The organism is Prochlorococcus marinus str. MIT 0919 (assembly GCF_027359375.1).
Lineage (GTDB): Bacteria > Cyanobacteriota > Cyanobacteriia > PCC-6307 > Cyanobiaceae > Prochlorococcus_D.
In genome coordinates this window covers 1304218-1329930 of record NZ_CP114779.1, presented here as the reverse complement: position 1 = coordinate 1329930, position 25713 = coordinate 1304218, and the positions used below count along the sequence as shown (strand labels likewise).

The 25713-nt window shown below is 35.7% G+C and carries 31 protein-coding genes and 1 tRNA gene; 17 read left to right on the top strand and 15 right to left on the bottom strand.

Annotated features, from left to right (window positions below):
* The first annotated feature begins 37 nt into the window (after positions 1 to 37).
* A complete protein-coding gene (gene radA / locus O5635_RS07250) occupies positions 38 to 1411 on the top strand; it encodes a DNA repair protein RadA (RefSeq protein WP_036901659.1) in 1374 nt (457 codons plus the stop codon).
* Positions 1412 to 1421: 10 nt separating this feature from the next.
* On the opposite strand, the gene O5635_RS07245 is transcribed toward radA, so the two are convergent.
* Complete coding sequence (locus O5635_RS07245; RefSeq protein WP_036901661.1) at positions 1422 to 1943, bottom strand: photosystem I assembly protein Ycf3; 522 nt, start codon at positions 1941 to 1943, stop codon at positions 1422 to 1424.
* A gap of 152 nt (positions 1944 to 2095) precedes the next feature.
* On the opposite strand from O5635_RS07245, the gene O5635_RS07240 reads away from it, so the two are divergent.
* The 3 genes from O5635_RS07240 to O5635_RS07230 are packed head-to-tail and all read left to right on the top strand — an operon-like array spanning position 2096 to position 6050.
* Complete coding sequence (locus tag O5635_RS07240) at positions 2096 to 4423, top strand: heavy metal translocating P-type ATPase (protein ID WP_420063650.1); 2328 nt, start codon at positions 2096 to 2098, stop codon at positions 4421 to 4423.
* Entirely contained in the window at positions 4420 to 5064 is a 645-nt protein-coding gene (tmk, locus tag O5635_RS07235; RefSeq protein ID WP_036901664.1) for a dTMP kinase, read from the top strand. The genes O5635_RS07240 and tmk overlap by 4 nt, the downstream gene beginning before the upstream one ends.
* Positions 5046 to 6050: a hypothetical protein gene (locus O5635_RS07230; protein ID WP_052042797.1), complete on the top strand. Its 1005-nt coding sequence runs from the start codon at positions 5046 to 5048 to the stop codon at positions 6048 to 6050. The genes tmk and O5635_RS07230 overlap by 19 nt, the downstream gene beginning before the upstream one ends.
* A gap of 9 nt (positions 6051 to 6059) precedes the next feature.
* Here the strand turns inward: O5635_RS07230 and O5635_RS07225 are convergent, their stop codons facing one another.
* Positions 6060 to 6851, bottom strand: coding sequence for a response regulator transcription factor (locus O5635_RS07225; protein ID WP_036901666.1), 792 nt, complete (start codon positions 6849 to 6851; stop codon positions 6060 to 6062).
* Positions 6852 to 6874: 23 nt separating this feature from the next.
* Between O5635_RS07225 and O5635_RS07220 the strand changes: the two genes are divergently transcribed.
* Entirely contained in the window at positions 6875 to 7192 is a 318-nt protein-coding gene (locus tag O5635_RS07220; RefSeq protein ID WP_036901669.1) for a hypothetical protein, read from the top strand.
* Positions 7193 to 7367: 175 nt separating this feature from the next.
* Here O5635_RS07220 and O5635_RS07215 read toward each other — a convergent pair.
* The 3 genes from O5635_RS07215 to O5635_RS07205 form a co-directional block, all read right to left on the bottom strand.
* Positions 7368 to 7439 (bottom strand) — tRNA-Asn (locus O5635_RS07215).
* Positions 7440 to 7482: 43 nt separating this feature from the next.
* Positions 7483 to 8178 carry an ABC transporter ATP-binding protein gene (locus O5635_RS07210; protein ID WP_052042873.1) on the bottom strand — a complete coding sequence of 232 codons (696 nt, stop codon included), beginning with the start codon at positions 8176 to 8178 and terminating at the stop codon, positions 7483 to 7485.
* A gap of 4 nt (positions 8179 to 8182) precedes the next feature.
* Complete coding sequence (locus O5635_RS07205) at positions 8183 to 8446, bottom strand: hypothetical protein (RefSeq protein ID WP_036901672.1); 264 nt, start codon at positions 8444 to 8446, stop codon at positions 8183 to 8185.
* Positions 8447 to 8554: 108 nt separating this feature from the next.
* On the opposite strand from O5635_RS07205, the gene cysK reads away from it, so the two are divergent.
* Positions 8555 to 9523: a cysteine synthase A gene (gene cysK / locus O5635_RS07200; protein WP_036901674.1), complete on the top strand. Its 969-nt coding sequence runs from the start codon at positions 8555 to 8557 to the stop codon at positions 9521 to 9523.
* Positions 9524 to 9543: 20 nt separating this feature from the next.
* Positions 9544 to 10206 (top strand): J domain-containing protein, encoded by a 663-nt coding sequence (locus O5635_RS07195; RefSeq protein WP_036901676.1) that lies wholly within the window; start codon positions 9544 to 9546, stop codon positions 10204 to 10206.
* Positions 10207 to 10219: 13 nt separating this feature from the next.
* Here the strand turns inward: O5635_RS07195 and O5635_RS07190 are convergent, their stop codons facing one another.
* Positions 10220 to 10471, bottom strand: a complete 252-nt coding sequence (locus O5635_RS07190; protein WP_036901677.1) for an NAD(P)H-quinone oxidoreductase subunit O — start codon at positions 10469 to 10471, stop codon at positions 10220 to 10222.
* An 82-nt stretch (positions 10472 to 10553) separates the two neighbouring features.
* On the opposite strand from O5635_RS07190, the gene O5635_RS07185 reads away from it, so the two are divergent.
* On the top strand, positions 10554 to 11492 hold the full coding sequence (locus O5635_RS07185; RefSeq protein WP_036901680.1) for a TIGR01777 family oxidoreductase: 939 nt from the start codon (positions 10554 to 10556) through the stop codon (positions 11490 to 11492).
* On the opposite strand, the gene O5635_RS07180 is transcribed toward O5635_RS07185, so the two are convergent.
* From O5635_RS07180 to O5635_RS07170, 3 genes are read right to left on the bottom strand one after another with little or no spacing between them, the layout of a single operon-like run.
* The gene (locus tag O5635_RS07180) at positions 11489 to 12694 is read right to left on the bottom strand and encodes a lipid-A-disaccharide synthase-related protein (RefSeq protein ID WP_036901682.1); all 1206 of its coding nucleotides are present in this window, start codon (positions 12692 to 12694) and stop codon (positions 11489 to 11491) included. The two genes, O5635_RS07185 and O5635_RS07180, sit on opposite strands and share 4 nt — an antisense overlap.
* On the bottom strand, positions 12695 to 13114 hold the full coding sequence (locus O5635_RS07175; protein WP_036901684.1) for a tetratricopeptide repeat protein: 420 nt from the start codon (positions 13112 to 13114) through the stop codon (positions 12695 to 12697). It lies immediately after the preceding gene.
* Between the two features lie 47 nt (positions 13115 to 13161).
* A complete protein-coding gene (locus O5635_RS07170) occupies positions 13162 to 13554 on the bottom strand; it encodes a HesB/IscA family protein (RefSeq protein ID WP_036901687.1) in 393 nt (130 codons plus the stop codon).
* 109 nt (positions 13555 to 13663) lie between these two features.
* On the opposite strand from O5635_RS07170, the gene zds reads away from it, so the two are divergent.
* Together zds and O5635_RS07160 are read left to right on the top strand one after the other, a co-directional pair.
* A complete protein-coding gene (gene zds, locus O5635_RS07165; RefSeq protein WP_036901689.1) occupies positions 13664 to 15124 on the top strand; it encodes a 9,9'-di-cis-zeta-carotene desaturase in 1461 nt (486 codons plus the stop codon).
* A 1-nt stretch (position 15125) separates the two neighbouring features.
* Positions 15126 to 15584 carry an SRPBCC family protein gene (locus O5635_RS07160; protein ID WP_036901691.1) on the top strand — a complete coding sequence of 153 codons (459 nt, stop codon included), beginning with the start codon at positions 15126 to 15128 and terminating at the stop codon, positions 15582 to 15584.
* A gap of 16 nt (positions 15585 to 15600) precedes the next feature.
* On the opposite strand, the gene O5635_RS07155 is transcribed toward O5635_RS07160, so the two are convergent.
* Genes O5635_RS07155 through O5635_RS07140 form a run of 4 tightly spaced genes read right to left on the bottom strand, consistent with a single transcriptional unit; the run spans position 15601 to position 18670 of the window.
* Positions 15601 to 16401, bottom strand: coding sequence for a uroporphyrinogen-III synthase (locus tag O5635_RS07155; RefSeq protein ID WP_036901692.1), 801 nt, complete (start codon positions 16399 to 16401; stop codon positions 15601 to 15603).
* Between the two features lie 15 nt (positions 16402 to 16416).
* Positions 16417 to 18066, bottom strand: coding sequence for a glycoside hydrolase family 3 N-terminal domain-containing protein (locus O5635_RS07150; RefSeq protein WP_036901694.1), 1650 nt, complete (start codon positions 18064 to 18066; stop codon positions 16417 to 16419).
* A 2-nt stretch (positions 18067 to 18068) separates the two neighbouring features.
* Positions 18069 to 18461, bottom strand: a complete 393-nt coding sequence (gene rbfA, locus O5635_RS07145; protein WP_036901696.1) for a 30S ribosome-binding factor RbfA — start codon at positions 18459 to 18461, stop codon at positions 18069 to 18071.
* Between the two features lie 2 nt (positions 18462 to 18463).
* Positions 18464 to 18670: a DUF751 family protein gene (locus O5635_RS07140; protein WP_036901698.1), complete on the bottom strand. Its 207-nt coding sequence runs from the start codon at positions 18668 to 18670 to the stop codon at positions 18464 to 18466.
* 58 nt (positions 18671 to 18728) lie between these two features.
* On the opposite strand from O5635_RS07140, the gene O5635_RS07135 reads away from it, so the two are divergent.
* Both O5635_RS07135 and O5635_RS07130 read left to right on the top strand, forming a co-directional pair.
* Positions 18729 to 19454, top strand: a complete 726-nt coding sequence (locus tag O5635_RS07135) for a glutathione S-transferase family protein (RefSeq protein ID WP_269607363.1) — start codon at positions 18729 to 18731, stop codon at positions 19452 to 19454.
* Positions 19455 to 19628: 174 nt separating this feature from the next.
* On the top strand, positions 19629 to 19892 hold the full coding sequence (locus O5635_RS07130) for a chlororespiratory reduction protein 7 (RefSeq protein ID WP_036901703.1): 264 nt from the start codon (positions 19629 to 19631) through the stop codon (positions 19890 to 19892).
* Here the strand turns inward: O5635_RS07130 and O5635_RS07125 are convergent.
* Positions 19879 to 20439 (bottom strand): shikimate kinase, encoded by a 561-nt coding sequence (locus tag O5635_RS07125; RefSeq protein WP_036901706.1) that lies wholly within the window; start codon positions 20437 to 20439, stop codon positions 19879 to 19881. The two genes, O5635_RS07130 and O5635_RS07125, sit on opposite strands and share 14 nt — an antisense overlap.
* Positions 20440 to 20490: 51 nt before the next feature.
* On the opposite strand from O5635_RS07125, the gene O5635_RS07120 reads away from it, so the two are divergent.
* The 5 genes from O5635_RS07120 (at position 20491) to petL (ending at position 24318) form a co-directional block, all read left to right on the top strand.
* Entirely contained in the window at positions 20491 to 21384 is an 894-nt protein-coding gene (locus O5635_RS07120) for a 6-carboxytetrahydropterin synthase (protein ID WP_036901708.1), read from the top strand.
* Between the two features lie 4 nt (positions 21385 to 21388).
* Positions 21389 to 22066 carry a RibD family protein gene (locus tag O5635_RS07115; RefSeq protein ID WP_052042800.1) on the top strand — a complete coding sequence of 226 codons (678 nt, stop codon included), beginning with the start codon at positions 21389 to 21391 and terminating at the stop codon, positions 22064 to 22066.
* 87 nt (positions 22067 to 22153) lie between these two features.
* Complete coding sequence (locus tag O5635_RS07110) at positions 22154 to 23326, top strand: GNAT family N-acetyltransferase (protein ID WP_036901711.1); 1173 nt, start codon at positions 22154 to 22156, stop codon at positions 23324 to 23326.
* A 413-nt stretch (positions 23327 to 23739) separates the two neighbouring features.
* Positions 23740 to 24141 (top strand): DUF4346 domain-containing protein, encoded by a 402-nt coding sequence (locus O5635_RS07105; RefSeq protein ID WP_036901714.1) that lies wholly within the window; start codon positions 23740 to 23742, stop codon positions 24139 to 24141.
* Between the two features lie 84 nt (positions 24142 to 24225).
* Positions 24226 to 24318, top strand: a complete 93-nt coding sequence (gene petL / locus O5635_RS09415; protein ID WP_036901716.1) for a cytochrome b6-f complex subunit PetL — start codon at positions 24226 to 24228, stop codon at positions 24316 to 24318.
* Here the strand turns inward: petL and rimO are convergent.
* A complete protein-coding gene (rimO, locus tag O5635_RS07100) occupies positions 24315 to 25700 on the bottom strand; it encodes a 30S ribosomal protein S12 methylthiotransferase RimO (protein WP_081934276.1) in 1386 nt (461 codons plus the stop codon). The two genes, petL and rimO, sit on opposite strands and share 4 nt — an antisense overlap.
* Between the last annotated feature and the right edge of the window lie 13 nt (positions 25701 to 25713).

The following is a 25713-nucleotide window of genomic DNA, read 5'->3' as shown; positions in this document are numbered from 1 at the left end:
CTTATTCAACTACACGCAACTTTCTTTACACAACTTCGTGAAACGAACTAGTACTTTTTATATCTGTCAGGCATGCGGTGTAAATACGCCGCAATTCTTTGGAAGATGCCCCAATTGCGGTGAATGGAATTCAATTATTGAAGAAGTAATTTCTTCATCGAAAGCTAGAAATCAATTTACTGCTCATAAGAAAGCTAGTCATAGCAAGAGGTCTGAAAAAATTTCAACAATCAAGAAAAGTGCTGTCACAAGAATTGCTAGTGGTTATATCGAATTTGACCGCGTATTAGGAGGAGGGTTAGTACCTGGATCTCTTGTTCTAATTGGAGGAGATCCAGGGATTGGGAAAAGCACATTGCTTTTACAAACAGCAACAGAAATCGCCCAAAAAAGTAGTGCGCTTTATGTAAGTGCTGAAGAATCTGCAAGTCAAGTACAGCTTCGATGGAATCGATTAAAAAAAGACGATTCTAATCTGCATATTCTTTCTGAAACTAATCTTGAGTTAATACTCCAAGAACTAGAAAGCTTCAGCCCTTCAGTAGCAATTATCGATAGTATTCAAGCTTTGCATGATGAAACTATTTCAAGTACACCAGGTTCCATTACTCAAGTCCGTGAATGTGCTGCAGCCTTACAAACACTTGCAAAAAGAAAAAATATGACCCTTTTAATTGTTGGTCATGTAACCAAAGAAGGAATGCTTGCAGGACCAAAAGTCCTGGAGCACCTTGTGGATACAGTTTTAACCTTTGAAGGTGATCGTTTTGCAAGTCATAGGCTATTAAGAGCTGTAAAAAACCGGTTTGGGGCAACTAATGAACTTGGAGTCTTCGAGATGCAAGGCACAGGTCTAATAGAAGTAACAAATCCAAGCGAATTATTTCTTAGTGCAGAAGAAGCCTCTGGAGTCGCCACTATTGTGGCCTGTGAGGGCACAAGACCGCTTGCAATAGACATACAAGCTTTAATCAATCAAACAACCTATGCGTCCCCTAGAAGGACTGCTACTGGAATTGGTAACAACCGATTGCACCAAATTCTTGCAGTAATAGAAAAACATATGAATTTTGCTTTATCGCGTTTTGATTGTTATTTAGCTGTAGCAGGAGGTTTAGAAGTAGAAGAACCTGCAGCAGACCTTGGGATTGCAGCTGCAATAATATCAAGTTACAAAAACATTAAAATACCAAAAAATACAATAATGCTTGGAGAAATAGGTCTTGGAGGTCAAATTCGTAGTGTCAGTCAAATGCCACTAAGGTTAAAAGAAGCCGAAAAATTAGGATTCAAACACGCTATAATTCCTAAATCAAAAAGAATAGTTAATGATAGTGAGATAAATATTGAAGTATTTGAAGCATCAACAATAAACGAAGCTATAACAATTACTTTTGACTTAAAAGACTAGTATCTTCCATTTATAAGTACACATCTATTTTACTCCTGCCAGTTGTTTTAAGCCAATTTTCTATATCTAAATAACCTCCTGGATAAAGTCTGACTGCTTTAGTCCAAACTTCTGCCGCTTTATCAAACCATATGTCACTTTCATCTTGCTTTCCTTTTTGTTGAGCCAACCTTCCTCGCTTTTCATAAATTAATCCCATATTTTTCAAACAAGAAGGTTGCTTCGGGTTCTCATCAAGAGCTTTAACATAGGTTTCTAAAGCGCGCTCTTCATCTCCATTACTCATATATATAATTGCCATATTTTTAAGAGTCTCTCCTCTATCAACGGCATTTTCTTCTAGCTTCAGGCTCTCCTCATAATTCTCAAGTGCTTCTGAATAATCGCCATTATTCTGAGCTGCAAAGCCCTCTCTGTAATAAATGTATGCCTGCTTCTCTTTTGCAGCAATTGGCATCATCTTAACAATCCCTTCAGCAATTACTGTGAAAGCTTTATCCAGGAAATTGTCTTTGTTATTACTTCTGGGCACGGTTAATTAAAAATGTTCTACTATCATCCCTCCACAGATTCAAGATTGCTCATAAAAATCATCTAAATTATTTTTTTTTAAAACAGAAAAATTTATAGCTTTAAGATATTTCTACGGTTTAGCTTAGAGAAGTCTTCAAAACCTCCTTGATCATTAGAAACAGTAAAAATCCGCTGCAATCCGTTTTATTAGACGTAGAAGGAATGAAATGTGGTGGTTGTGTTCAATCAGTAGAAAAAACTCTTCTAAGTGAAAGCAGCGTTGTTAGTGCGCATGTAAATTTGGTTGAAAGAACTGCATTAATAGAGCTGCAAGACGAATCAAGTGATATTCAGGGAATTATTGATGCACTATCCAGGAGAGGTTTCCAAGCGAGGAAAAGACTCTTTTCGAGCGAAGCTCGAGAACCTGCCTTAGCTGCAATTAATCAACAGAAAAAGCTTTGGCAGAAATGGAAACAATTGATGATTGCATTATTCCTGCTAATTCTTTCAGTATTAGGTCATCTCACTGAAGCAGAAACCCTTCAAATCCCATTGATTGGAAATTTATCTTTCCACGCAAGCCTTGCAACTTTTGCTTTATTTGGTCCAGGGTTAACCATATTAAAAAGTGGTTTGCGAGCAGCTAGATATTTGACACCAAATATGGACACACTGGTTGGTATAGGAGTATCTAGCGCATATCTAAGCAGCCTTAGCTCATTAATTTGGCCTCAAGTTGGCTGGCCATGTTTTTTTAACGAACCAGTAATGCTTCTTGGTTTTGTTCTTTTAGGGAGGTTTCTAGAAGAAAGAGCCCGAATACAAACTGGGCAAGCTTTGAAAGAATTAGCAAAATTGCAACCAGAAACAGCAAGTCTTATTAATAACGAAAATGTGATTAAGGAAGTACGGGTTGGAGCCCTAAAACCAGGTGAACAAATTCAACTTTTAGCTGGTGATCGTATCCCCATTGATGGCATTGTTATCTCAGGCAATTCTGCTGTAGATGTTTCGAGTATTACAGGCGAATCACTACCAATAGAAGCTGCTCCTGGAACAGAGCTATGTTCTGGCTCGCTTAACTTAGAAGGAACCTTAATACTTAAAGTTCAAAGAATTGGGAATGATACTGCATTAGCAAGAATTATTGGATTAGTTGAGAAGGCTCAGGCTCGAAAAGCTCCAATACAACGACTTGCAGATCAAGTTGCTGGAAAGTTTTGTTTTGGCGTTGTAGGACTGGCGATTTTCACTTTTTTCTTTTGGTGGAAAATCGGTACTGTTATATGGCCTGATGTTCTAAAAGTTTCTGGTCAAGGGTTAATGCATATGCATGAACATTCCCTGAACACATCTTTTAGCACAAATGCGCAAACTTCCCTAGGGCTTGCTGTACAACTCTCGATAGCAGTATTAGTGATTGCATGTCCTTGCGCACTAGGTCTAGCAACTCCAACAGTTATTACTGTTGCTTCAGGAAAAGCTGCCAAAAAAGGATGGCTGTTTAAAGGTGGAGATGTTATTGAAAAAGCTGCTTTGATCAAAGAAATGATATTTGATAAAACTGGAACTCTTACTATCGGTAAACCTCAAGTTATTGGTATATTAGGCTCTCAGAATAAAAACAAATTAATTCAAATTGCAGCTAGTTTAGAAGATAAAAGTAGACACCCTATAGCGCATGCAATATTGCATGAAGCAGAAATCAATGAGATTTCTTTGCTTTCAAGTTCTCAAGTTATTACCTTCCCAGGTAAAGGAATGTCAGGAGAGTTAAATGGTATTAAAGGAACAGTTAGAGTGGGGAAAATTGAATGGCTTCAGAATGAAGGAACTGAAATTAATATTGATGTTAACCTGCAATTAAAAAAATCAAATTATCATGCAAAATCTCTGGTTGGAGTATCAGTAGAGAATCAATTACTTGGGCTAATAATAATTGATGATCAAATTAGAGAAGATGCTCATATGGCGTTACAAAAATTACGTATTAAAGGAATAAATTTACATATTTTAAGTGGTGATAGAAGACAATCAGTATTGAGGTTAGGAGGTCAACTTGGGTTCAAAGAAAATCAATTAGGATGGGAACTTTTACCTGAGGAAAAGCTAAAATATCTAGAACAATTGAAAAAAGTTGGTCCTGTAGCAATGGTTGGAGACGGAATAAATGATGCGCCAGCACTCGCTGGTGCCAATCTGGGGGTGGCAATAGGGACTGGAACACAAATAGCACAAGATTCTGCAGACCTCGTACTAATGGGTGATCGACTAGAAAGCTTGCCAAATGCAATTCTTTTAGCAGACAAAACTATTAAGAAAGTGAAGCAGAATCTCTTTTGGGCCTTCTCATATAACACCATTGCTTTACCAGTTGCAGCAGGGATACTTTTACCTTCTTTTGGCATACTTCTATCTCCACCAATTGCAGCTTTGTTAATGGCATTAAGTTCTATAAGTGTTGTTATCAATGCCTTAACTCTAAAGAGCTCATGACAGGACGTTTTCTAGTCTTTGAAGGTATAGACGGGTGCGGAAAAACTACTCAAATGAACCACATCTATAAATGGCTACCCAAAAGTGGGTTAATGCCTAAAAATGCTCTTTTACATATGACTCGTGAGCCTGGAGGAACCCTTTTAGGTGAAAAGTTAAGAAGTTTATTATTAAATACTTCTAGTTTTGAATCTCCAGAAGCGCTAACCGAACTTTTACTATATGCAGCAGATAGAGCACAACATATAAGTCAATTTATTCAGCCAAAACTTGATAAGGGTGATTGGGTAATTAGCGATAGATTTGCAGCATCAACACTTGCTTACCAAGGTTATGGGCGAGGTCTAAATATTGATATTATTAATACGTTGGAGAGAATAGCTACTCAAGATGTAAAACCAGACCTAACTGTATTGTTAAAGCTATCTGTAGACAACAGTATTCAAAGAAGAGCAGAAATGAAAAACGATCGTATTGAATCTGCAGGTGCAGATTTCTTAAAGAAAGTCTCAAAAGGATTCGCCATTATTTCTCAAGCTCCTAATTGGATAACAATTCAAGCTGATCAAGAGGAAACATTAGTTACTAAGGAAATTCAACATCAATTAAAAGCTTTTTTTGTATGCAAAAAGAAAAATTAATGCGTAAAATACTTACTGATAATTCTTTATTTGAAGAAGTATATTATCAACCAATTGCAATTAATATCTTAACAGAAATACTGATATCAAACAAAGTTGCTCCGGCTTATATTTTCTCTGGCCCCAAAGGAGTTGGACAAAAAGAAGTTGCACTTCGATTTCTTGAAGGTATTCTAACAAAAGACTGTTACGAACCAAATATACGAAAAAGACTAGAAAGTTTGAATCATCCAGACATGCTCTGGGTTGAACCTACTTATACTTATCAGGGAAAGTTAATTACACAAAAAGCAGCGAAAGAAAAAGATATTAGCTTTTCTTCAAAATGCCAAATTAGATTAGATCAAGTTCGAAATATAAAGAATGTTATAGGTAATCAAACTATAGAAAGTAAATTATCAATGGTGGTAATTGAAGATTCAGAACTAATGAATGAACCTGCATCGAATGCATTGCTTAAAGCACTTGAGGACTCTAAAAATGTGATATTCATTTTAATATCTAGCAGGCCAGAGAAATTAATAAGCACAATTAAATCTAGATGCCAAAAAATACCTTTTAAACCTTTAAATATTGATTTAATGAGTAAATATTTTGCAAGTAATAGCAAAGAATTAAGCAGCTCATATATAAATGATAATAAAATATATTTAATCAATCTATCGAACGGTTCCCCAGAGTTGTTGAGAATTAATATTGATAACTTTCTAGAAGTACCATGTAAAATTCTAGATGATTTAAAAGCTTTACCAGTTAATTATTTGGAAGCTTTAAATATTGCAAAAGAGATTGCAGAAAATCTCAAGATAGATCAACAAATATGGTTAACAAATTTCCTACAACAGTATTTTTGGAGTCAGGAAACAAATTTTTATATTGTCAAGAGACTAGATGCGCTACGTTATAGTCTAACTACATCCATACAACCAAGAATTGCCTGGGAAGTAGCATTAATAGAATTAACAAAACAACAACATAATCGTTAACCGCAATAATTAGTGTGACTGCTTTTCTGGCAATGCAATATCATTATTTTGACGTGATTTCACCAAGATATCTTTGAACTCCTTGATAGCTTCCCCCGTAGGCAGCTCAAGACAATATCCAGCTCCATAAACAGTTTTTATAAAGCGTGGCTTTCTTGGCTCTGGCTCAAGTTTTGTTCTCAAATGACGAACATGAACCCTTATAGTCTCAATGTCATCATCAGGTTCGTAACCCCATACCTCTTTAAGAATTAAAGAAGGGGCTACTGTCTGCCCATGTCTTTGAAGCAAACAATGCAGAAGTTCAAATTCTAGATGTGTTAGTCGAACCGGGTTATCAAACCAAATAACTTCAAATCTCTCAGGAACTAAGGTCAAAGGACCAAAATTAAGAATCTCCTGATGACTTCCGCTACCCAAAGGAGCTCGATTAGTTCTTCTGAGCAAGGATCTCACTCTGACCAAAAGTTCTTCCAAATCAAATGGTTTTGTAAGGTAATCATCGGCTCCTGAATTGAAACCAGTAACTTTATCCTTAGTCGCTCCTAATGCTGTAAGCATAAGAATTGGTATCCCTGCAGTTCGTTCATCTCTTCGAAGACGTTGGCATAAGGTCAATCCATCTACCTTTGGAAGCATTAAATCCAAAAGAATCAAATCTGGAATGTATTGAAGTGCAAGGGCTTGACCTTTGATACCATCCTCTGCTCTTTGAACATCAAACCCACTATGTTCCAAATGACCAGCAACAAGTTCCCTCATATCCTTGTCATCTTCAATTAGCAAAATGCAAGGCTTCATTAGACAGAGCTCTGAAAGAAAATATGAACTTAGCGAAAATTCGCAAGCTCGAAGTTGTTCGATTCTCTCAAGATTTCCTTTTTATTGCAGAATTCAAGAAACCACTAACAAAAGCTATAAATCGCTTAAATCTATTGGCTCGCAATAGTTTTCAAGGAAAAATAAGAGACAAGGCCAATATGGCTTTTTATAATTTCTTCCAATTTAGCACAAAAACTGTTAGAGATTTAAATAAAAGTCCAAGAAATAACTCAGGTCACTGCTTGGTAGGAGTATCCAGTGGTGTACATCCCACTAAGCAAAGCACTGGTAATGGAGGAGGTGTTTACCCCCCTACTTAGAAAATGTCCCCTTTTTTAATGAATTACACCTTACAAACCTCCCTTTCAAGACTATGCAATCAAACCTACCCTGAAGACGGCTGCTGAGTTATGAAACTTTTTCTGAAATCTCAGATATATCCACTGAAAATAACACCCCCTTATATATCAGTAGGTTTCAGAGATATAAATAAAACTCCCCGGGCGGGATTCGAACCTGCGACCAATCGGTTAACAGCCGATCGCTCTACCGCTGAGCTACCGAGGAAAGAGTTAAAAGAACTTACTCTTGATGAGGGTCATAGGGCAAGTCATTTTAATTTGCGCATCAATTCAAGACCTTTATGCCAAGGTCCCAATTTTCCATTTTTCATAATGGCCGCTCCATCACAATACTCAAGTTCTTCGATTCGGTGTGTAATCCATAGAGCAGCAATAGGATTTTCAGGCCGCTTAGAAAGTCTTTGAACTATTTTCAAGATGGATCTTTGACTTCTTGGGTCAAGCAAAGCTGTTGGCTCATCAAGAAGTAACAAGTTTGCGTTGCTAACCAAAGCACCAGCAAGCGCAAGACGTTGTTTCTGTCCTCCACTCAAGGTATGAATTGGTCTAGATGCAAAACTCTGCAAACCCACTTGATGCAAGGCAAAGTCAATAACCTTCTTTCGCTCAGCCCTGGAATAATTCTCAGGCGTACTAAGCATCAAATCACTTTCACAACTTGGCAAAAGCAATTGATGATCTGGGTTCTGAAACATTAATGCCGGTTTATATGAACATTGCAAAGTACCTTCTTCAGGTTCAATCAATCCACTAATAAGACGAAATAAAGTACTTTTCCCACTTCCATTCCTACCAACAAGCATCCATAACCCTGGGCTGGGTATAGCAAAACTAATTTGATTTAAGATTTTCTTATCTACTTCCCAGCTGAAAGAAATTTTTTCTAAGTTCAAACAATGAGAATTAAGGAAAGAATCTTCACTATCACTCTGCTTTGAATTCATCAACTCATTCATCAAATGAAAATCCTGGACGTTTAATACCTCCTCCAACTCCAGTTTTTTCATAAATTTGCACTGACAAAAGCTCGCTTGTCAAAACAGCTATTTTTTTATCTTTTAATTGTTCACAATTTAGTTCTAAAACCTTTGGAAGACCTTTTTCCAAGGATTCTCTGACAGTATGATAAGTAGACTTCGCATCATCTAAATTTTTTCTCTGAACAGCCAATGGGAAAGGGCTCATTTTAAGAGCAAGTTCAATTACGTACACAAAAATTTCCTGAATTCATCAATTTTATTGATTTTGTGATTTAAAAGAAAACATTTCATCCATGTACTTAACTAAATATCTTTATTCGCGAACTTATCAAAAGAAATAATGCCTATAGCCTCTGACATAACAACTTTGGTAGGTAATACGCCTCTAGTGCGACTAAACCGATTACCAAAAGAATATGGATGCAAAGCAGAATTGCTTGCAAAGCTAGAAAGTTTCAACCCTACTGGGTCAGTAAAAGATCGGATAGCTGGCGCAATGGTACAAGCAGCCGAAGAAGAAGGAACAATAAAGCCTTCAGAAACAATCTTAGTAGAACCCACTAGTGGAAATACTGGAATAGCACTGGCAATGGTTGCTGCAGCGAAAGGATATCGATTAATTCTTACAATGCCCGACACAATGAGCACAGAAAGAAGAGCAATGCTAAGAGCTTATGGAGCCGAGCTACAACTAACACCTGGGAAAGAAGGGATACAAGGCGCTATTGATCTTGCTAAGGAAATAGTAAATTCCATGCCTAATGCATACTTATTACAGCAATTTGATAATCCTGCTAATCCAGAAATTCATGCGAAAACAACGGCTGAGGAAATATGGAAAGATTGCGAAGGTCACATTGATGGTTTAATTGCAGGTGTTGGAACTGGAGGAACCATAACTGGTTGTGCAAAAATTTTAAAGGAGCATAACTCTAGTTTGTTGATTTATGCAGTTGAGCCATCGGCAAGTGCAGTGCTATCAGGCCAATGCGCTAATCCGCATCACATACAGGGCATTGGTGCTGGTTTTATCCCACGTGTTTTAAACACTGCACTAATCGATGAAGTAATCAAAATTGATGATGATGATGCAATGGAAATTGGGCGACAGTTAGCTCGTCAAGAAGGCCTACTTAGTGGCATAAGTAGTGGAGCAGCTGTCGCAGCTGCTCTACAAATTGGGTCTCGCAAAGATATGCGTAATAAGAGGTTAGTAGTTATCTTACCTAGCTTTGGTGAACGTTATTTATCTACAGCTATGTTCAATAGTGTCTCATCAATTAGGCCAAGAAGAGATGGTTTTATCTAGTCTTATTTACCTTTTAAGTTATGGAATTTGATCCTTACAAAATACTTGGAATCTCGAATATAGCAAGCCTAGAAGAAATCAAATCATCATATAGGTCTTTAGTAAAGAAGCATCATCCTGACAAAGGGGGAGATGAAAAAAAAATTCTTGAGATATATGCAGCTTGGGAAGTTCTAAAAGATCCCGTTAACCGTAATTTATATGATCAGAAGAAAACAATTATAAACAAAGAAGTTAAAAGAAAGGATCGAGATATCTATAAATCTAAAAGTTCTGAAAAGGATAATTTATTAACTCTTTGGATAAAACTTGTATATCAGCCAATAGATAGATTAATGGCTGATATAATAAACCCTTTTCCCAAAAAAATCCAATCGCTTGCCGCAGACCCTTATGATGAAATACTTATGGAAAATTTTTGCCAATACCTTGAACATAGCAAATCAAAAATGAGCAAAATTAAGCAAATATACACATCTAGATCAACACCTATACCCGCAAAAAGTTTTAGTTTAAGTCTTTATCATTGTTTTTCAGAACTAGAAGATTCATTAATTGAATTTGAAATTTATACACAAGGTTACGTTGATAATTACTTGCATGATGGGCAGGAAATGCTAACCAAATCTAAAAAAAAGCGTTTGATGCTTAAAAAAGAAAAAAACAATCTTCCGATTCAATAAATTTGCAGAAGCTTTAATTTGAATCCCAAGCTTCTAATTGGTCGATTTTTAGCCATACATCGGGCACAGGCCGACGCCATCTAATTTGGCAATAATCTCCTTTTACTAGTAAAAGCTCCCCTGGGCCATCAAAAATGTAATCAGGAGGATTTGCATCACTAGCCATAGATTCCAAGCTCTCCGCATATGCCATTCGATTGACACGCACTAATGAGCCCTTCTTAAAGGGCTTAGGGTTTTGTGCAGTTTTAGAGATCTCAGTCATAGTAAAAGAATTTGCAATTACAAAGCTTTTTAAATCTAGCCTCTAGAATTGTTTTCATATAGATAATTAAAGTGAGTTTACTATGAAATTACTTCTTCTTGGATGTAGTGGTTTTGTTGGAAGGCAACTTATACCTTATTTAATTCAAGAAGGTCATTCGTTAACAATAGTAAGCAGAAAACGTAATACTAAAGTCCTATTAGGTAAACATCATGAACAATTGAGCTATATAAACTTAGATCCATCAAAGTCCTTAAGTTGGAAAGAAAAAATACTGTTAAATGCGATTGAAGAATCTGAAGGAGTTATAAATCTAGCAGGTGAACCAATTGCAGAGAAAAGATGGACTAAAAAGCAATGTCAATTAATCGAAGACAGTCGCCTAAATACAACAAGTTATTTAATAAATGCTATTCAAAAGCTATCAAAACCTCCAAGTATTCTTATAAATGCATCTGCAATTGGATTTTATGGTACAAGTCTTTATGATGAATTTAATGAGAGAAGTTCTTCAGGTAATGATTTTTTAGCAAATATTTGCCAAAGATGGGAAGAGGCCGCAAAAGCAAAGCCAAAATCAACTAGATTAGTCATTCTTCGTATAGGAATTGTAATGGGTAAAGATGGAGGTGCTTTGGGCAAAATGTTGCCAATTTTTAAAGCAGGTTTAGGTGGTCCTTTAGGTAACGGTTTGCAATGGATGAGCTGGATCCATAGATATGATTTGTGCAGAATTATTGGGGCTGCTTTGAATAATAAAAGCTGGTCTGGAAGTATTAATTGCATCGCTCCAAAACCAATACAAATGTTTCAATTTTGTGAAACATTAGGCATGATTATTAATCGTCCAAGCCTTATACAAGTTCCAGGTTTTCTATTAAAGTTTTTACTAGGTGATGGAGCTAAAGTAGTACTTGAGGGTCAAAAGGTGACTTCCGTAAAGCTTAAGAATCTTGGATTTAGTTTTAAATATCCTACTATCCAATCAGCTATAAATGCTGCAATCTCTGAAGACATTTAAGGTGCAACAGTCTGAGAGATTGAATTGATTATTCTTGTTGTTCCACCTTTTTCACCAAGCCTTAATAAGGCTTGTTTCTGACACTCTATTTTTAAATAGTCCTCTTTGGAAATCCTTTCATATAATAAAAGAATTAAATCTGCGGATTTCTTTAAAATATCCCCTCTTTTTCGAAGAGAGTTTTCTGCACAAAATACCGTCGGTCCAAGCAAGCGTCTTTGGGCTTCTGCAAAAGCAGTAGTGAATTGAGGCCCTTTGCCTGGAAGCTGAACAATTGGTTTAGAAAGTCCAACCGCTTGCTCAGTAGCTGTACCTGCCATGGCTATTATAAGGTCACTACTTTGAACAATTTTGAGAAAAGATTTCCAAAGTATATTAACCTTGAAACTTGAATTAATTATAGAAATAGTATCTTTTTCGAGATTACTATCTATTATTTTCCATCCATATTTAGATACTAATAAAAAGAGTTCATTCTTATTTAAAGAAGATACCAATGCCACATCAAAGCTTACAACTTTACTAGTAAATATGTCTTCTTTTAATAGTAGTAATAAATTTAGTATTTCCACTAGATTATTCTCCAACTCAGGCCGCCTACTTCCTGGCAATATACCAATTCTAAAATTACATTCTTCCAAAGGTTCTTGATCGCTAAAAACAGGATCCATAAAAGGGTTGCCTAGAAACATAGCTTTACGTCTCAATTGAAATGTTAAATCGTTTGCAGTCAACTGATCCCTACAATAAATTGCTTTAAAAATATTACTGCTTAAAAAATATCTACAAGGCCAAGGCAACCTCAGTTTACCTTCATAGTGACTAGAGTAAGCTACTAAATAAACAAATGTTGGTCTGCGCGTAAGCCATGCAGCAAGAACTGGAACAATATCACCAACAACTACAAAATGATCATATCTCTTAGAAACAAATAATAACTTCAGGATGCTATTAATCAAATAAATTAATTGACCTTGAATTAATTCAGTAAATCTACCCATCAAGCTTGTATATCCAATACCCCCAGTACTAAATTCACGTCTTAAGCCAATATTCTTAATGCCCATATTGGTATATGCCTTACCTTTACCAACTAATGCAAAAGCTTCTACTAAAAAACCTCTTTTCTTAAGCTCTAATGCCAAAAGGGAACCAGACAAATCCTCTCCATGACCATTACTAATTACTAAAAATTTTTTCAATTAAAAACCCAACCAAATCTTTACTTTGATTAAGGATTTCCATTCAGGCTTGCGGTCCAATCCATCCTCTATGGAAAGTTTTAATTCCTTCTCAATTTCTGGAACTATTAACAAAGCTCTTTTGACAAAATCGATATGATCCCGAACTCCCTTTGAATTAGTTTCTAATAAAGCAAGGCTTAAATTAACTCTTGCCTGAGGATCTTGGGCATTTAATTTAACTGCGGTACGAGCAGACTTCAAAGCATCCTCATTGCGATTACAAAGCAACTGCAGCCATGCAAGACAAGTCCATCCAGCTGATTGAGCTGGAGATACTGCAGTAATGTTTTCAAAGTCTTTAAGGACTTCGCTGGGGTCTACTCCTGATTGATATCTTGACATTGCTGCATCAAATTGACTTTCTTGATTGTGCTCCATTTAATTGCGATAAATAATAAGGATTAAATGACTATTGGTAAGTTACTTCAAACAGCAAAAGAACTTCCACATCCACATGTTTGTGTTGCATTTGGATTGGTGAAATTAAATCCTCCACCAATTAAATCAGTACTGAAATCCAATTGCATTCCATAAATATATAAAAGACTTTTCGCATCACAAACAACCTTAAACGATACTTCTTCAGAGGGTTTATATTCATAAACTTCATCATCTTCGTGTATGTCATTCATAGATACAAAATCCATGGTGTAACTCATCCCGCTACATCCACCTGAGCGAACTCCAACCCGAAGCAATTTATCTTTACCCTGATCAGTGCAAAGCCTAGCCAGCTGTCCCATGGCAACTTGGGTAATTAAAATACCTTTCCCATCTTGAGCAGTATGGGTTTTATCCACTGAATCTGATCTAGTCATAAGTTCAGAAAATGACTTAATGTCACTTTATTGAGAAACTTGATGTTTTGCTTCTTTCTAAATTGAACCTCTTATTAATAGAGTTATTAAGTCCTTCTTTTAAAGGCATGTGAAAGTAGCAATTGTCGGTGCTGGATTGGCTGGGCTGACAGCAGCAGTAGATCTTGTGGATGCAGGCCACGAGGTCGATATTTATGAAGCAAGGCCCTTCTTGGGAGGGAAAGTAGGTAGCTGGGAAGATTCTCAAGGGAATCATATAGAAATGGGTTTACACGTTTTTTTCTTTAACTATGCAAATCTTTTTGCATTAATGAAAAAGGTAGGTGCACTTGAAAATCTTTTACCCAAAGATCACACCCATTTATTTGTAAACAAAGGTGGAAATGTCAAATCGTTAGATTTTCGCTTTGCATTAGGAGCACCCTTTAATGGCCTCAAAGCATTTTTCACTACCCCACAACTGAATTGGATAGATAAACTTCGTAACGCATTAGCACTTGGAACTAGTCCAATCGTAAAAGGGCTGGTGGATTATGAGGGTGCCATGCAAACCATTAGAGAGCTTGATGCCATTAGCTTTCAAAAATGGTTTGTTAACCATGGAGGGAGTATTAATAGTATTAAACGGATGTGGAATCCAATAGCTTACGCTTTAGGTTTCATTGATTGTGAAACAATATCAGCAAGATGTATGTTAACTATATTTTTGATGTTTGCCGCAAAAACGGAAGCTTCAAAATTAAATCTTTTAAAAGGTTCACCTCATAAATGGCTTACAAAGCCAATTCTCAATTATATAGAAAGTAAAGGTGGGAAATTACATCTTCGGCATCGCGTCAAGGAAATACAATTTAATGACAATAAATCCCCAGAAGTAACAAGAATTATTCTCAATACACCTTCAGGAGAAATAAGTATACAAGCAGATAAGTATCTAGCAGCATGTGATGTACCAGGAATACAAAAATTAATTCCATCTGAATGGAAAAAGTTCCCGGAATTTTTAGCAATTAATAAGCTTGACGCTGTCCCAGTGGCAACAGTACAACTTAGATATGATGGATGGGTTACAGAACTGAATAACCTTTCTGGTCAAAAAAATCTTCAAGTCCCTACAGGATTAGACAATCTTTTATATACAGCAGATGCGGACTTTAGCTGCTTTGCAGATCTTGCGCTAACTAGTCCGGAAGATTACCGTCGTGAAGGTGTGGGATCATTGCTTCAATGCGTTCTAACTCCAGGAGATCCTTGGATATCAAAATCTAACGAAGCAATTATTAGTCATACTGACGCGCAAGTCAGAGAACTTTTTCCATCTTCAAGTGATCTGAAATTGGTTTGGAGTAACGTCGTAAAACTAGCTAAATCTCTGTATAGAGAATCACCAGGGATGGAACCATATAGGCCTAAGCAATCAACTTCTATTAGTAATTTTTTCTTAGCAGGAAGTTATACAAAACAGGACTATATTGATTCTATGGAGGGTGCAACTATGAGTGGACATTTAGCTGCTGCTGAAATCCTAGAAAAACCAAGCACTCTGAAAAAAAATTCTGCTGTTTTTTAATATGGGAAGTTGGCTAGAACACACTGTAACCACTCAAATCAATGCTCCAGTTCAAAGGGTCTGGAATATTTGGAGTGATTTAGAGGCAATGCCGCTCTGGATGACATGGATTGAATCAGTGAAAACCATTGATGATGAAGCAAAGGTTCTTCCTGACATTACTGAATGGACATTAGCGGCAAATGGTTTTCGATTTAAATGGAAAGCAAAAATAAACCAAAGAATTGAAAAAGAAAATTTGCAATGGGAATCAATTGGCGGTCTACCAACCAAAGGCTCTGTTTATTTTGAGTCAAAAGATAATCAAATGACAAAAGTAAAGCTTATTATTTCCTATGAACTTCCCAAAATGCTAGCGAGACTAATGGAAGAAAATATCTTGGGTAAGATGGTTACAAATGAACTACAAACTAACTTGAACAATTTCAAAAGTCTAGTAGAAAGTGAATATGGTCAGTAATACTTTTAAATTACATTCACAACAATTGGATACACGCATTAACTAATCCATCTAAATCATGAGGTTCAGCTTCAGCATCAACTCTCTTAAAATAATCAATACAACTAATAGATGTTTGAGGCCCTATAGATATTATTTGAATATCAACTAATATTTTTTGCCAGTTCTTGCCAAAGTATTTCTCAAGTAAACTTGCAGTATTAGCAACTGTTTTACCACTTGTAAAGGCTATTATATTAACTTCTTTCTGCTTCAAAGCATGAATAGTTTCTTGAGGAATATTATCTGGACAACGTGATTCATATGCTGGAACCTGTACTACTTTTGCTCCAGCTTTAATAAATGATTCTGAAAGGAATTTTCTTCCACCACTTTGAACTCTGGGCAATAAAACCTTTAAACCCAAACCAGAAACCGGGAAATTTTCGATAAGACTCTCTGCTACAAATTGTGGAGGTATAAAATCCACACTAACGTCAATATCTTTTAGCGATCTAGCTGTTTTCCTGCCTACCGCAGCAATTTTCAAATTAGTAGGTAAATCTACTAAGGATCGGTCTTTAAGATTTAATCTCGATTCAACAGCTTGTACACCATTGCTACTAGAAAATATAATCCAATGAAAGCTATCTAATTCAAGCAAAGCATTATCTAGCAAAGTCCATTTATCTGGCGGACCTATCACTAAAGCTGGTAAATCATACACTAATGCACCTACTGCTTCAAAAGCATATCTAGCTTCAGATTGTTGATCTTGAGATCTAGTTATAACAATTTTTTTACCACTTAAAGAAAATGGTTTATCGACATGATTCATTATCAATACTAATATTTAATCAATGAATTCTGAATTGATCTTAGCATGACAATATTCTTGTTCCTTAGTCCTTTGAAACAAAATATTCATTACTTTTTCTTGGGCCAAAGGCATTTGACCTGGACTAAAGATACTAGGTATTGATGGTTCTAAAACCGTTACCAAATCATTCCATAAATAAGAACTACCATATAAAACTAAGCCTGCTAAGCGATTACATTTTTGTAACTGCTTTACAACATTAACCCAAGGCTCGCTTAATGCACTATCCCCTGAGAATGGATTACCTCGTATAAATAACTGTAATAAGAAAATACCTTCTCCAAACCTATCTAAAGCTAATGGTTCACTCTTATTATTTTGCCAGGGTGAAATACCTAAAGAATGGATCACCACATTCTGAAATCCCAAATTTTCAGGGAAAGTAAGTGCCGGGGAAGAGCGATTTAAAACTAATTTGGCATGTAAGCTATCTACTCTAATAAGGTTTATTAATCTTCGAGATTTATTAATTTCTAGTCTATTTCTATATTCTATAGATAAGTCTAAAAGTTGATTAGATAAGCTATGATAATCGCAATTTTTGATTGAAAATTTTGCTTTCAATCTAATTGATTGCTTATGCTTAGAAGGCTTATCTATATGCATTTTAAGAGCCTTACTTCTTCTTAAAAGAGAATCTTTTAACCGTTGGATAGGAACTTGCCCACTAATAATCAAATCTACAATTGAATCTATTGCATCAGAGACATTTTCTGGCATTAATATTAAATCAGCACCAGCGGCAAAGGCCATTGCAGCTGATAGCTTGCTACCATAATTCCTAGTGATTGCCTTCATTACTAAAGCATCCGTGACTATTAAACCTTTAAAGTCCAATTTTTCTCTTAAAAGATTAGTTAAAACCTTTTTTGAAAAAGTTACAGGATGATTTGAATCAATATTTTTTAAATATAAATGAGCAGTCATTATAGAACTGATTTGTTCATTTATTAGAGCCCTAAAAGGCAAAAGTTCTCTTCGATTCAACAGGGCTAAATCATTTTCTAAAACCGGCAACTGCATATGTGAATCAACATTTGTATCTCCATGCCCTGGGAAATGTTTTGCACAGCCCAATATGCCTGCATTGCTCAAGCCTCTATAGAAAGCAGAACATAGAGCTGAAACACTTATCGCATCATCGCTCCATGCACGCATATTGATCACTGGATTTAACGGGTTTGTATTTACATCGCAAACTGGGGCTAAGACCCAATTCAATCCACACAGAAGTGCCTCCTTGCCAATCGCAATCCCATATTGTTCGGCCAAGGAAATGGCATGCTGAGGGTCTTTCTTGTGGAGAAGCCCTAAAGCCATTGGAGGCGTTAACCATGTCCCGCCTTGAAATCGTTGACCTACCCCTTCTTCAACATCAGCACAAAGAAAAATTTTTTTATCTGACCAACTATTTAATTGAGAGCAACGCCTTTCTAAATCCTCGATTGTCCCTCCATGCAAAATTACTCCACCAATGCCTTCTTCTAAGAACTTTTGAAGTTGATCATTAGTACATTCCCAATTCGGGTATTCCCTTAATGAATCCATGCCATGAGCACTAGCTCGAATAATTATTAATTCAGCGACTTCACGTCGAAGTTCCTTCAGTTCTAAAGAAGCCAATCTTAGTCGTCCATCTCGGGAATAATTTGATTTTTACTTTTACGACGTGCTTCTAATTTCCCTAAAAGATTTAATACGGACATACCTTTTTCCATTCCTTTATCTAAACGGAAAACCAATTCAGGTGCTCTTCTCATTTGTAACCTTCTTCCTAACTCTCCTCGTAAATATCCAACAGATGCTTCTAAAGCTAAAAAAGCTTGATCAGATTTAGTCTCATCACCAAAAATACTTACAAAGATCTTGCAATGCTGTAGATCACCAGAAACTTCGACCTCAGTAATTGTGATCATCCTTGAATCAACTCTGTGATCCTTAAGCCCATTCATTAAAAGATTACTCATTTCTTTTCGAATGAGTGCAGAAAATTTTTCAACGCGCCTACTCAAAGCCATAGCTAAACCAAAGTGTCCGGAAGAACCATCGCTTTTACTACAAAATAAAAAGTCAGTATTATGCTAATACAAGCTCCTATAAGGGCTATTGCCGTAATAGGATTTTTACTCCTTTGTATAAGCGGCTCAAGAAAAGCTGTAAAAATGCCTAAGACAATAGTAATGAGATATTTGGGATATCTAAAAACATTTGAAAAAAACTCGCCCATTGCGTCACGATTGAATACATATAATAGTTACTCTGCTCATCTTTGAGTGCAAAGTTTCATGTTGGAACTATATCAATTTCGTTACTCGCCCTTTTGCCTGAAAATTAGAATGGCCTTACAAGCAAAGGAGTTGAGTTGCAGAATTATAGAAGTTGTTCCTGGCGTCGGACAGTTCAATATTTTTCGCCTATCTGGACAAAGGCAAGTTCCCATCTTGAAAGATAGAGATAATGTTATTTCAGGCTCAAGTGAAATTATTGAATATTTAGAAGAAATCAAACCTGAACCGCAATTAATTCCATCAAATCCTAAAGAAGCTGCACAAGTCCATCTAATAGAAAATTGGGCAGATACGACTTTCAGTAATGCTGCAAAAAAAGCCCTTTTAAAATCAGCAACTTTAAACAAAGACTTAAGAGTAGCTTTGTTGCCAAATGAAATTCCTAGCAGTATTAAAGAATTTCTTGGGAAGCTACCCTGTGAAGCCATAAATGAATTTGGTAGTTTAATCAACTACGGGGAAGATTCTTCCTTGCTTAAAAGTTTAGAAAATTTGTCAAACTTAGTTCATGAGAAAGAATGGTTAGTTGGGAATTCATTAAGCGTTGCAGACCTTGCAGTGGCTGCACAGTTATCCCTAATAAAGTTTCCAACTTCCTCAGGTGAAGTAATATCAGGGAAAGGTTGCAAAGGTCTAGCTGATGATCCCAAGTTAAAAAATTTATTTACTTGGAGAGATCAATTAGAGCTTTATCTTTTGCAAAACTCATCGTATATGATGTAAAAATTATTTTTAACTAATTTTTAAGATTATTTTTGCATCTAATGAATTGTATTTCAAAAATACCTTTGTTTAATCGAATTCAAACTAAAGTCAAAAGGATTATCTAATGCTCTCATAAACGGATCATTTGCTAAGTCTCAACAAATTAGTAAAACTATTTCAATTAATTGTTTCATGTCAGATCCATTAATCAGATCCTGTTCTAACTATGTCGTACTCGAGCCAGGTGAAAAGGAAAAATTCTTACAAGAGAAAGAAACTCTAATTTGGTTAGAAAGTTGGCTATGCAAACTTGAAGAATTGCCTAAAGACCTGGCAAATCAAGCATCGAATCGAGATGCTGCGCAACGTTTATTGGATACAGCCTGCGAACTAGAGATAAGACCTGGGTTCACCCTGCAATGGTTTGCTATACGCTTAGACCCTAAGGCTCATTAATAATTGATTCTAAATGCTCCAAGATTAAATCAGCTACTTCATCAGGTGTTTCCTGATTGATTGGCACATGAAGATCAGCTTCTAAATATAAAGATTTACGTTTGTTGAATAAGTCGTCAAAATCTTGAACGAGATTTTTTTTTAATAAAGGTCTAATTGGTTTGTCTGCATTTAATCTTGTCAAATTAATAGATCGATTTGGGTTTAACCAAACAACAACACCTTGGTGCAATATTCCCCAATTTTCAGACTTAATAACTATTCCTCCTCCAGTTGCTACTACCAAGGAGTGTCTTTGGCCAATTTCTTTCAAGACTTGAGTCTCTATGTCTCTAAAAGCATGTTCACCATCTTGATTGAAAATATCCGAGATGTTTTTCTGTGCTAACTCCTCAACAACTTTATCAACATCCACAAAACGATAAGATAATTTACTTGCAAGGATAGGGCCAGTAATACTTTTACCAGATCCCATCATGCCAACCAAATAAAGATTACGGCCACCTAACTCTTTAGTTGATAAATTGGGAGTCGATAAAGGATTCATGAAGACAGAAAGGATAAAAGCTACTTAAACTGACTCTTAGAGGAGCCTGTCATGACTGAGATCACATCTCCAGCAAAACATGGGAAAGGAAGACTGTGTGTAATTACACGAAGAGCCTGCTTTAGTGCTAGTCATCGTTATTGGCTTCCTGAATTATCTCCTGATGATAATGTCTCAAGCTTTGGGAATTGTGCAATAGCACCAGGGCATGGACATAATTATGAATTGATTGTTTCCATGGAAGGGCAGTTGAATAATGATGGAATGGTCTTGAATCTGTCAGATGTAAAGCATGCCATCAAAGCAGAAGTAACTGACCAACTTGATTTTAGATTTCTAAATGAGACATGGCCAGAATTCGACTTGTCACAGCCCAAAGGCTCATTACCAACCACAGAAGCTTTAGTCAAAACTATATGGGAACGTTTAGAACAGCATTTACCATTAGTATCCTTAAGGCTATATGAACAAAAAGACTTGTGGGCCGATTATAGTGGAGATGATATGAAGGCTCATCTAACCATTCAAAAACACTTTGCTGCTGCCCATAGATTGGCAAGAGAAGAGCTTTCGTCTAACGAAAATGATTTAATTTATGGAAAATGTGCAAGGCCACATGGTCATGGTCATAATTATTTCCTGGATATCACAGTTGAAGGAGAAATCAATACAAGAACTGGCATGATATGTGATCTTGCAGCATTGCAAAATTTAGTTGAAGATATAATTATTGAACCTTTCGACCACTCTTTCTTAAATAAAGATATTCCATACTTTGCAAAATGTGTTCCAACTGCTGAGAACATTGCACTTTATATATCTGATCAACTAATGAAGCCAATAAACAGTCTTGGTGCAACTCTATACAAAGTACGACTACAAGAAAGTCCAAATAACGCAGCGGAGATATATCCAAAAAATCAAGAATTAGAATCTCTAAAATAATATTTTGCTTAAAAAAAATATCTTGAATACACCTTATATTAGACTTGTAATAGTAATTAGTATAGACGGAAGAGTTTGTGACAGAAATGGTCTCAGTCAAACAATAGGTGGTATCGGTGATAGAAAAGTTCTAGAAAACGCTTTAGCATGGTCTGATGCAACTCTAATGGGCACAGGAACATTAAAAGCTCTTAAAAATATTTGCTTGATTCATAATTTAAATTCACTCGAAAAAAGAAATTTAGAAGGCAAAGATAATCAACCTATATCACTAGTGATTGGAAAATCACAAAATATCTCTCCAGAGTATGATTATTTCAAACAACCGGTAAAAAGATGGTTAATCAGTACAGAAGACGAAAACAAGATAAATAGCAAGGTCAAAAATAAATTTACAATGATTTTAAAGAAGAAGTTTACATGGTCTGAAACCTTAAGTGATTTGCAAAAGTTAGGGTTATCAAAAATTGTTCTTCTTGGAGGACCTAAATTAATAGAATCATTCTTAATAGAAGACAGAATTAATGAACTTCAGCTAACAATTGCACCTAAAATACTAGGAGGTGATTATCCTTGGTTAAACTATAAAGATAGTTACAATGAAAGTAAATGGTTGTTGAAAGAAACGAAAGTATTAGAAAATGATGAATTACTTGTACGTTATATAAGAAATAAAAAGTGATATTTGTATAATGAAATTATTATAATCAATTTCATAAGCTTTGAAGAAATTCAGATTTTTTAAACCCTTTGCAAAAGATAGGCTCTCATGAGTGAATACAGCGTGAGATGGCTTTCTTCAATAAGAGAGATACCAGAAGAGTATTGGCAAAGCCTTGTTGGGGAAAATCTAAATCCTTTTTTTCAGTGGGAATGGCTAAAAATATTAGAAAGCTCAGATAGTATTTCAAGCAAAAATGGATGGCAACCCATTCATTTGAGTATTTGGAAGAAAAACAAGCCTATTGGGATTGCACTTCTATATTTAAAAAACCACAGTTATGGAGAATTTATTTTTGACAATGTATTTGTAAAAGTATCGCAAGAATTAAAGCTCAGGTATTACCCAAAACTAATTGGCATGAGTCCTCTTAGCCCCATAGAAGGTTATAAATTTTTCATTTCTTCTCAAGAAGATGAAAACAAGACAACAAAAATGATGCTTGATATTATAGATGAATTTGCGATAACCAATAAAATCTTAAGTTGTAATTTCCTATATGTAGATAATATGTGGGCACAAATAGTAAAACAATCAGAATACTTAGCGTGGATAAATCAACAAAGTTTATGGGAATCCTCTGGGGAGAATAACTTTTCTGATTATCTTGCTAGGTTTAACGCTAATCAGCGTCGAAATATAAAAAGAGAAAGGAAAAGTATTGAAAGATCTAAAATAAGTATAAGGGCAATAACTGGAAATGATGTTAATAATAATATACTACAAACTATGCATGAATTTTATGCAGAACATTGTTCGAAATGGGGAGTTTGGGGAAGTAAGTATTTAACAAAATCATTTTTTGACGAATTAGCATTGATAAATACAAAAAATCAGATTGTACTCTTCAGTGCATACAAGGAAGCACCTGATAAACCTTTAGCAATGTCTTTTTGTATGCGTAATGAAGAAATGCTGTGGGGAAGATATTGGGGATCTAAAGAAAGCATTGAAAACTTACATTTTGAGGTTTGTTACTACTCACCCATCGAATGGGCAATCAATAATGGTATTAAGAAATTTGATCCAGGAGCAGGTGGTAGGCACAAAAAACGAAGAGGCTTTATATCTACTCCGAGAGTGAGTCTTCACAAATGGTACAACAAGCATATGAGTGAACTTTTAAAAGCTTGGCTGCCTAAGGTAAATTTATACATTCAAGAGGAAATTCATGCATCAAACAATGAAGTCCCATTTAAAAGTAACCAAATAGAACTATGATTGAAATACATAAATTAACTTTGATTATGGGAACTTCCAATAATTCAGAAGGGAATATAAGCTCTTCTAAGAAGGGGCTTTTGCAATATAGAGATGACCAGAAACAAGTCCTATTTAGGATATTTGGCATGGAAATGACCGCTCCTCAAGGTCTAAGGAATCCAAGGATTGTTTACATATCATTCATATTAATAAACCTTATTCTTTTAATCGCTTTAAAAAACTTTATCTCAACCTGATCTAATACATTAGCAATATTTTTATTTAGTCAGTATTCCCTATTTTTAAGTTGATAATATTCTCAACTTAAAAAGTATCTTACAGGTCATGATTTTATTCAATGTAGAAATCGCTATATGGTTTTTTATAAATTGCTTATGAATTTTCATTAAATGCTCTTTGTATTAACAGTCATGAGAAACAAATTTTCTTCAAATTCATTAACTAGTGAAATTATAAGTATTGATTCTGAATACTCAAAAAGATTCATTCATCTAGACCCAAATGGTTATTTCATAATCAAATTAGATCTACAGGGCAATACAATAATCGTAGAACATTACACGAACAATCTAGATGAACTTGGAAGGGCTACAGATCCTAAAACTGGGAAGCCAATTAAATGTACAACAAATAAAAAGCGTCAACCAATTGCGGTTTATCAAGGACGGAGTGCTAAAGAAGTTGGGATACAACTCACAGAAGGTGAAAATAAAATCAAAACCGAATGTATAGATCATGCTCTGTATCTAGGAAGAGAACTACAAAAAGCGGAATACTGTCTAATCAATAAAATTGCTTATATCCAAGATTAGGAGAAAGGTATTGTAAAGAGTAAGTAGCCCATCCAAAATTTCCTTTTTTCTGTTCTAATAGAATATTGGTTAATTTTTTTTAGAATGGGAATTATTTTTTATGTAAGTCTTGTAGGCCTTGGCTTAGGAGCAGCCTTTGGAATACAAAAAATTCTCCAGGCAATAAAATTGATCTAAGGGTCAACAATCTCTCCTGTGAGGTCATACAGATCAGAACCGGTGATCAAAACATTCACCATACTTCCAGCTTGAATACTTGATTCTCCATCAGGAATCCTCATCCTAACTTCACCATCAACTTCTGGTGCAAAGCGAGCGCAACGGCCTATCAGCTCTTGTGTATTTAAGTCTTTACGCTCAATAAGAACATCTAAATTCCTTCCAACACAAGCTTGATTTTTAGCTTCTGAAATAGGTTGTTGAATAGAAATGATCTTATCTTTTCTTGCCTGAGCCAACTTCAAGGGAACTTGATCGGTAAATTCAGCTGCTTTCGTTCCTAATTCTTTAGAAAAAGTAAATACACCAACATGATCAAATTTTTGCTCTTGAATAAAAGAGCAAAGATGTTCAAACTGAATCCGGGTTTCTCCTGGGAAACCAACAATCAAAGTAGTTCTTAGAATTGCTTCAGGTAATTGTTCTCTAATACGATCTAAAACAAGGGAGTTTACATCTGACTGCCAAGGACGATTCATGGCTCTCAAAACATCTGGATGGCTATGTTGAAGCGGTAAATCAAGATATGGCAAAACATTTGAGACTTCTCTATAGGCTGCTAGCACATCTTTTGTCAGTCCAGTTGGATATGCGTAATGTATTCGGATCCAAGGAATATCAACATCTCCAAGAGCTCTTAAAAGTTCTGCAAGATAAGGTCGATGATAAATATCTATTCCATAATTAGTTGTTATCTGACTAATTAAAATTAATTCTTTAACACCTTCAGCAGCAAGTTGATTGGCCTCATTAATAATTGAGTCAAGTGATCTACTCCTTTGATTACCACGTAATGTGGGGATAATACAGAAAGCACATCGATAATTACAGCCTTCAGCAACTTTCAGATAAGCAACATGTTTACCAGTTGTTCTATAACGTGGTAAATGTTCATCGCCCACAAAAACAGGTTGATCACTAACTTTATTTACTATTTCCCCCTGACGAACTCTATGTAAAACTTCAACGATGTTTTGATAATCTCCTGTGCCTACAATTGCCTTAGCTTCAGGGATAGATTCCAGTAACTTCATTTGAAAATGTTGGGCCAAACATCCTGCAATAATTATTTCCTTCCCCTTATCAGCAAGTTCTACTAAAACCCTTACAGACTCTTCACGTGCTTGCTCTATAAAACTACAAGTGTTTACAACAACAACCTCTGCATGATCGGAATTACTAGTGACTCCAAAACCATCCTGTTTTAGCAAGCCCATCATGTGCTCAGTATCTACAAGGTTCTTTTCACATCCCAAATGTAAAAAAGCAACTGAAAGATCTCGATCATTAGGGGAACGAAGAGAATCAGCAACAATTTTTCCAGAGCAAGTCCTAATCATGTTCTAAACTCCA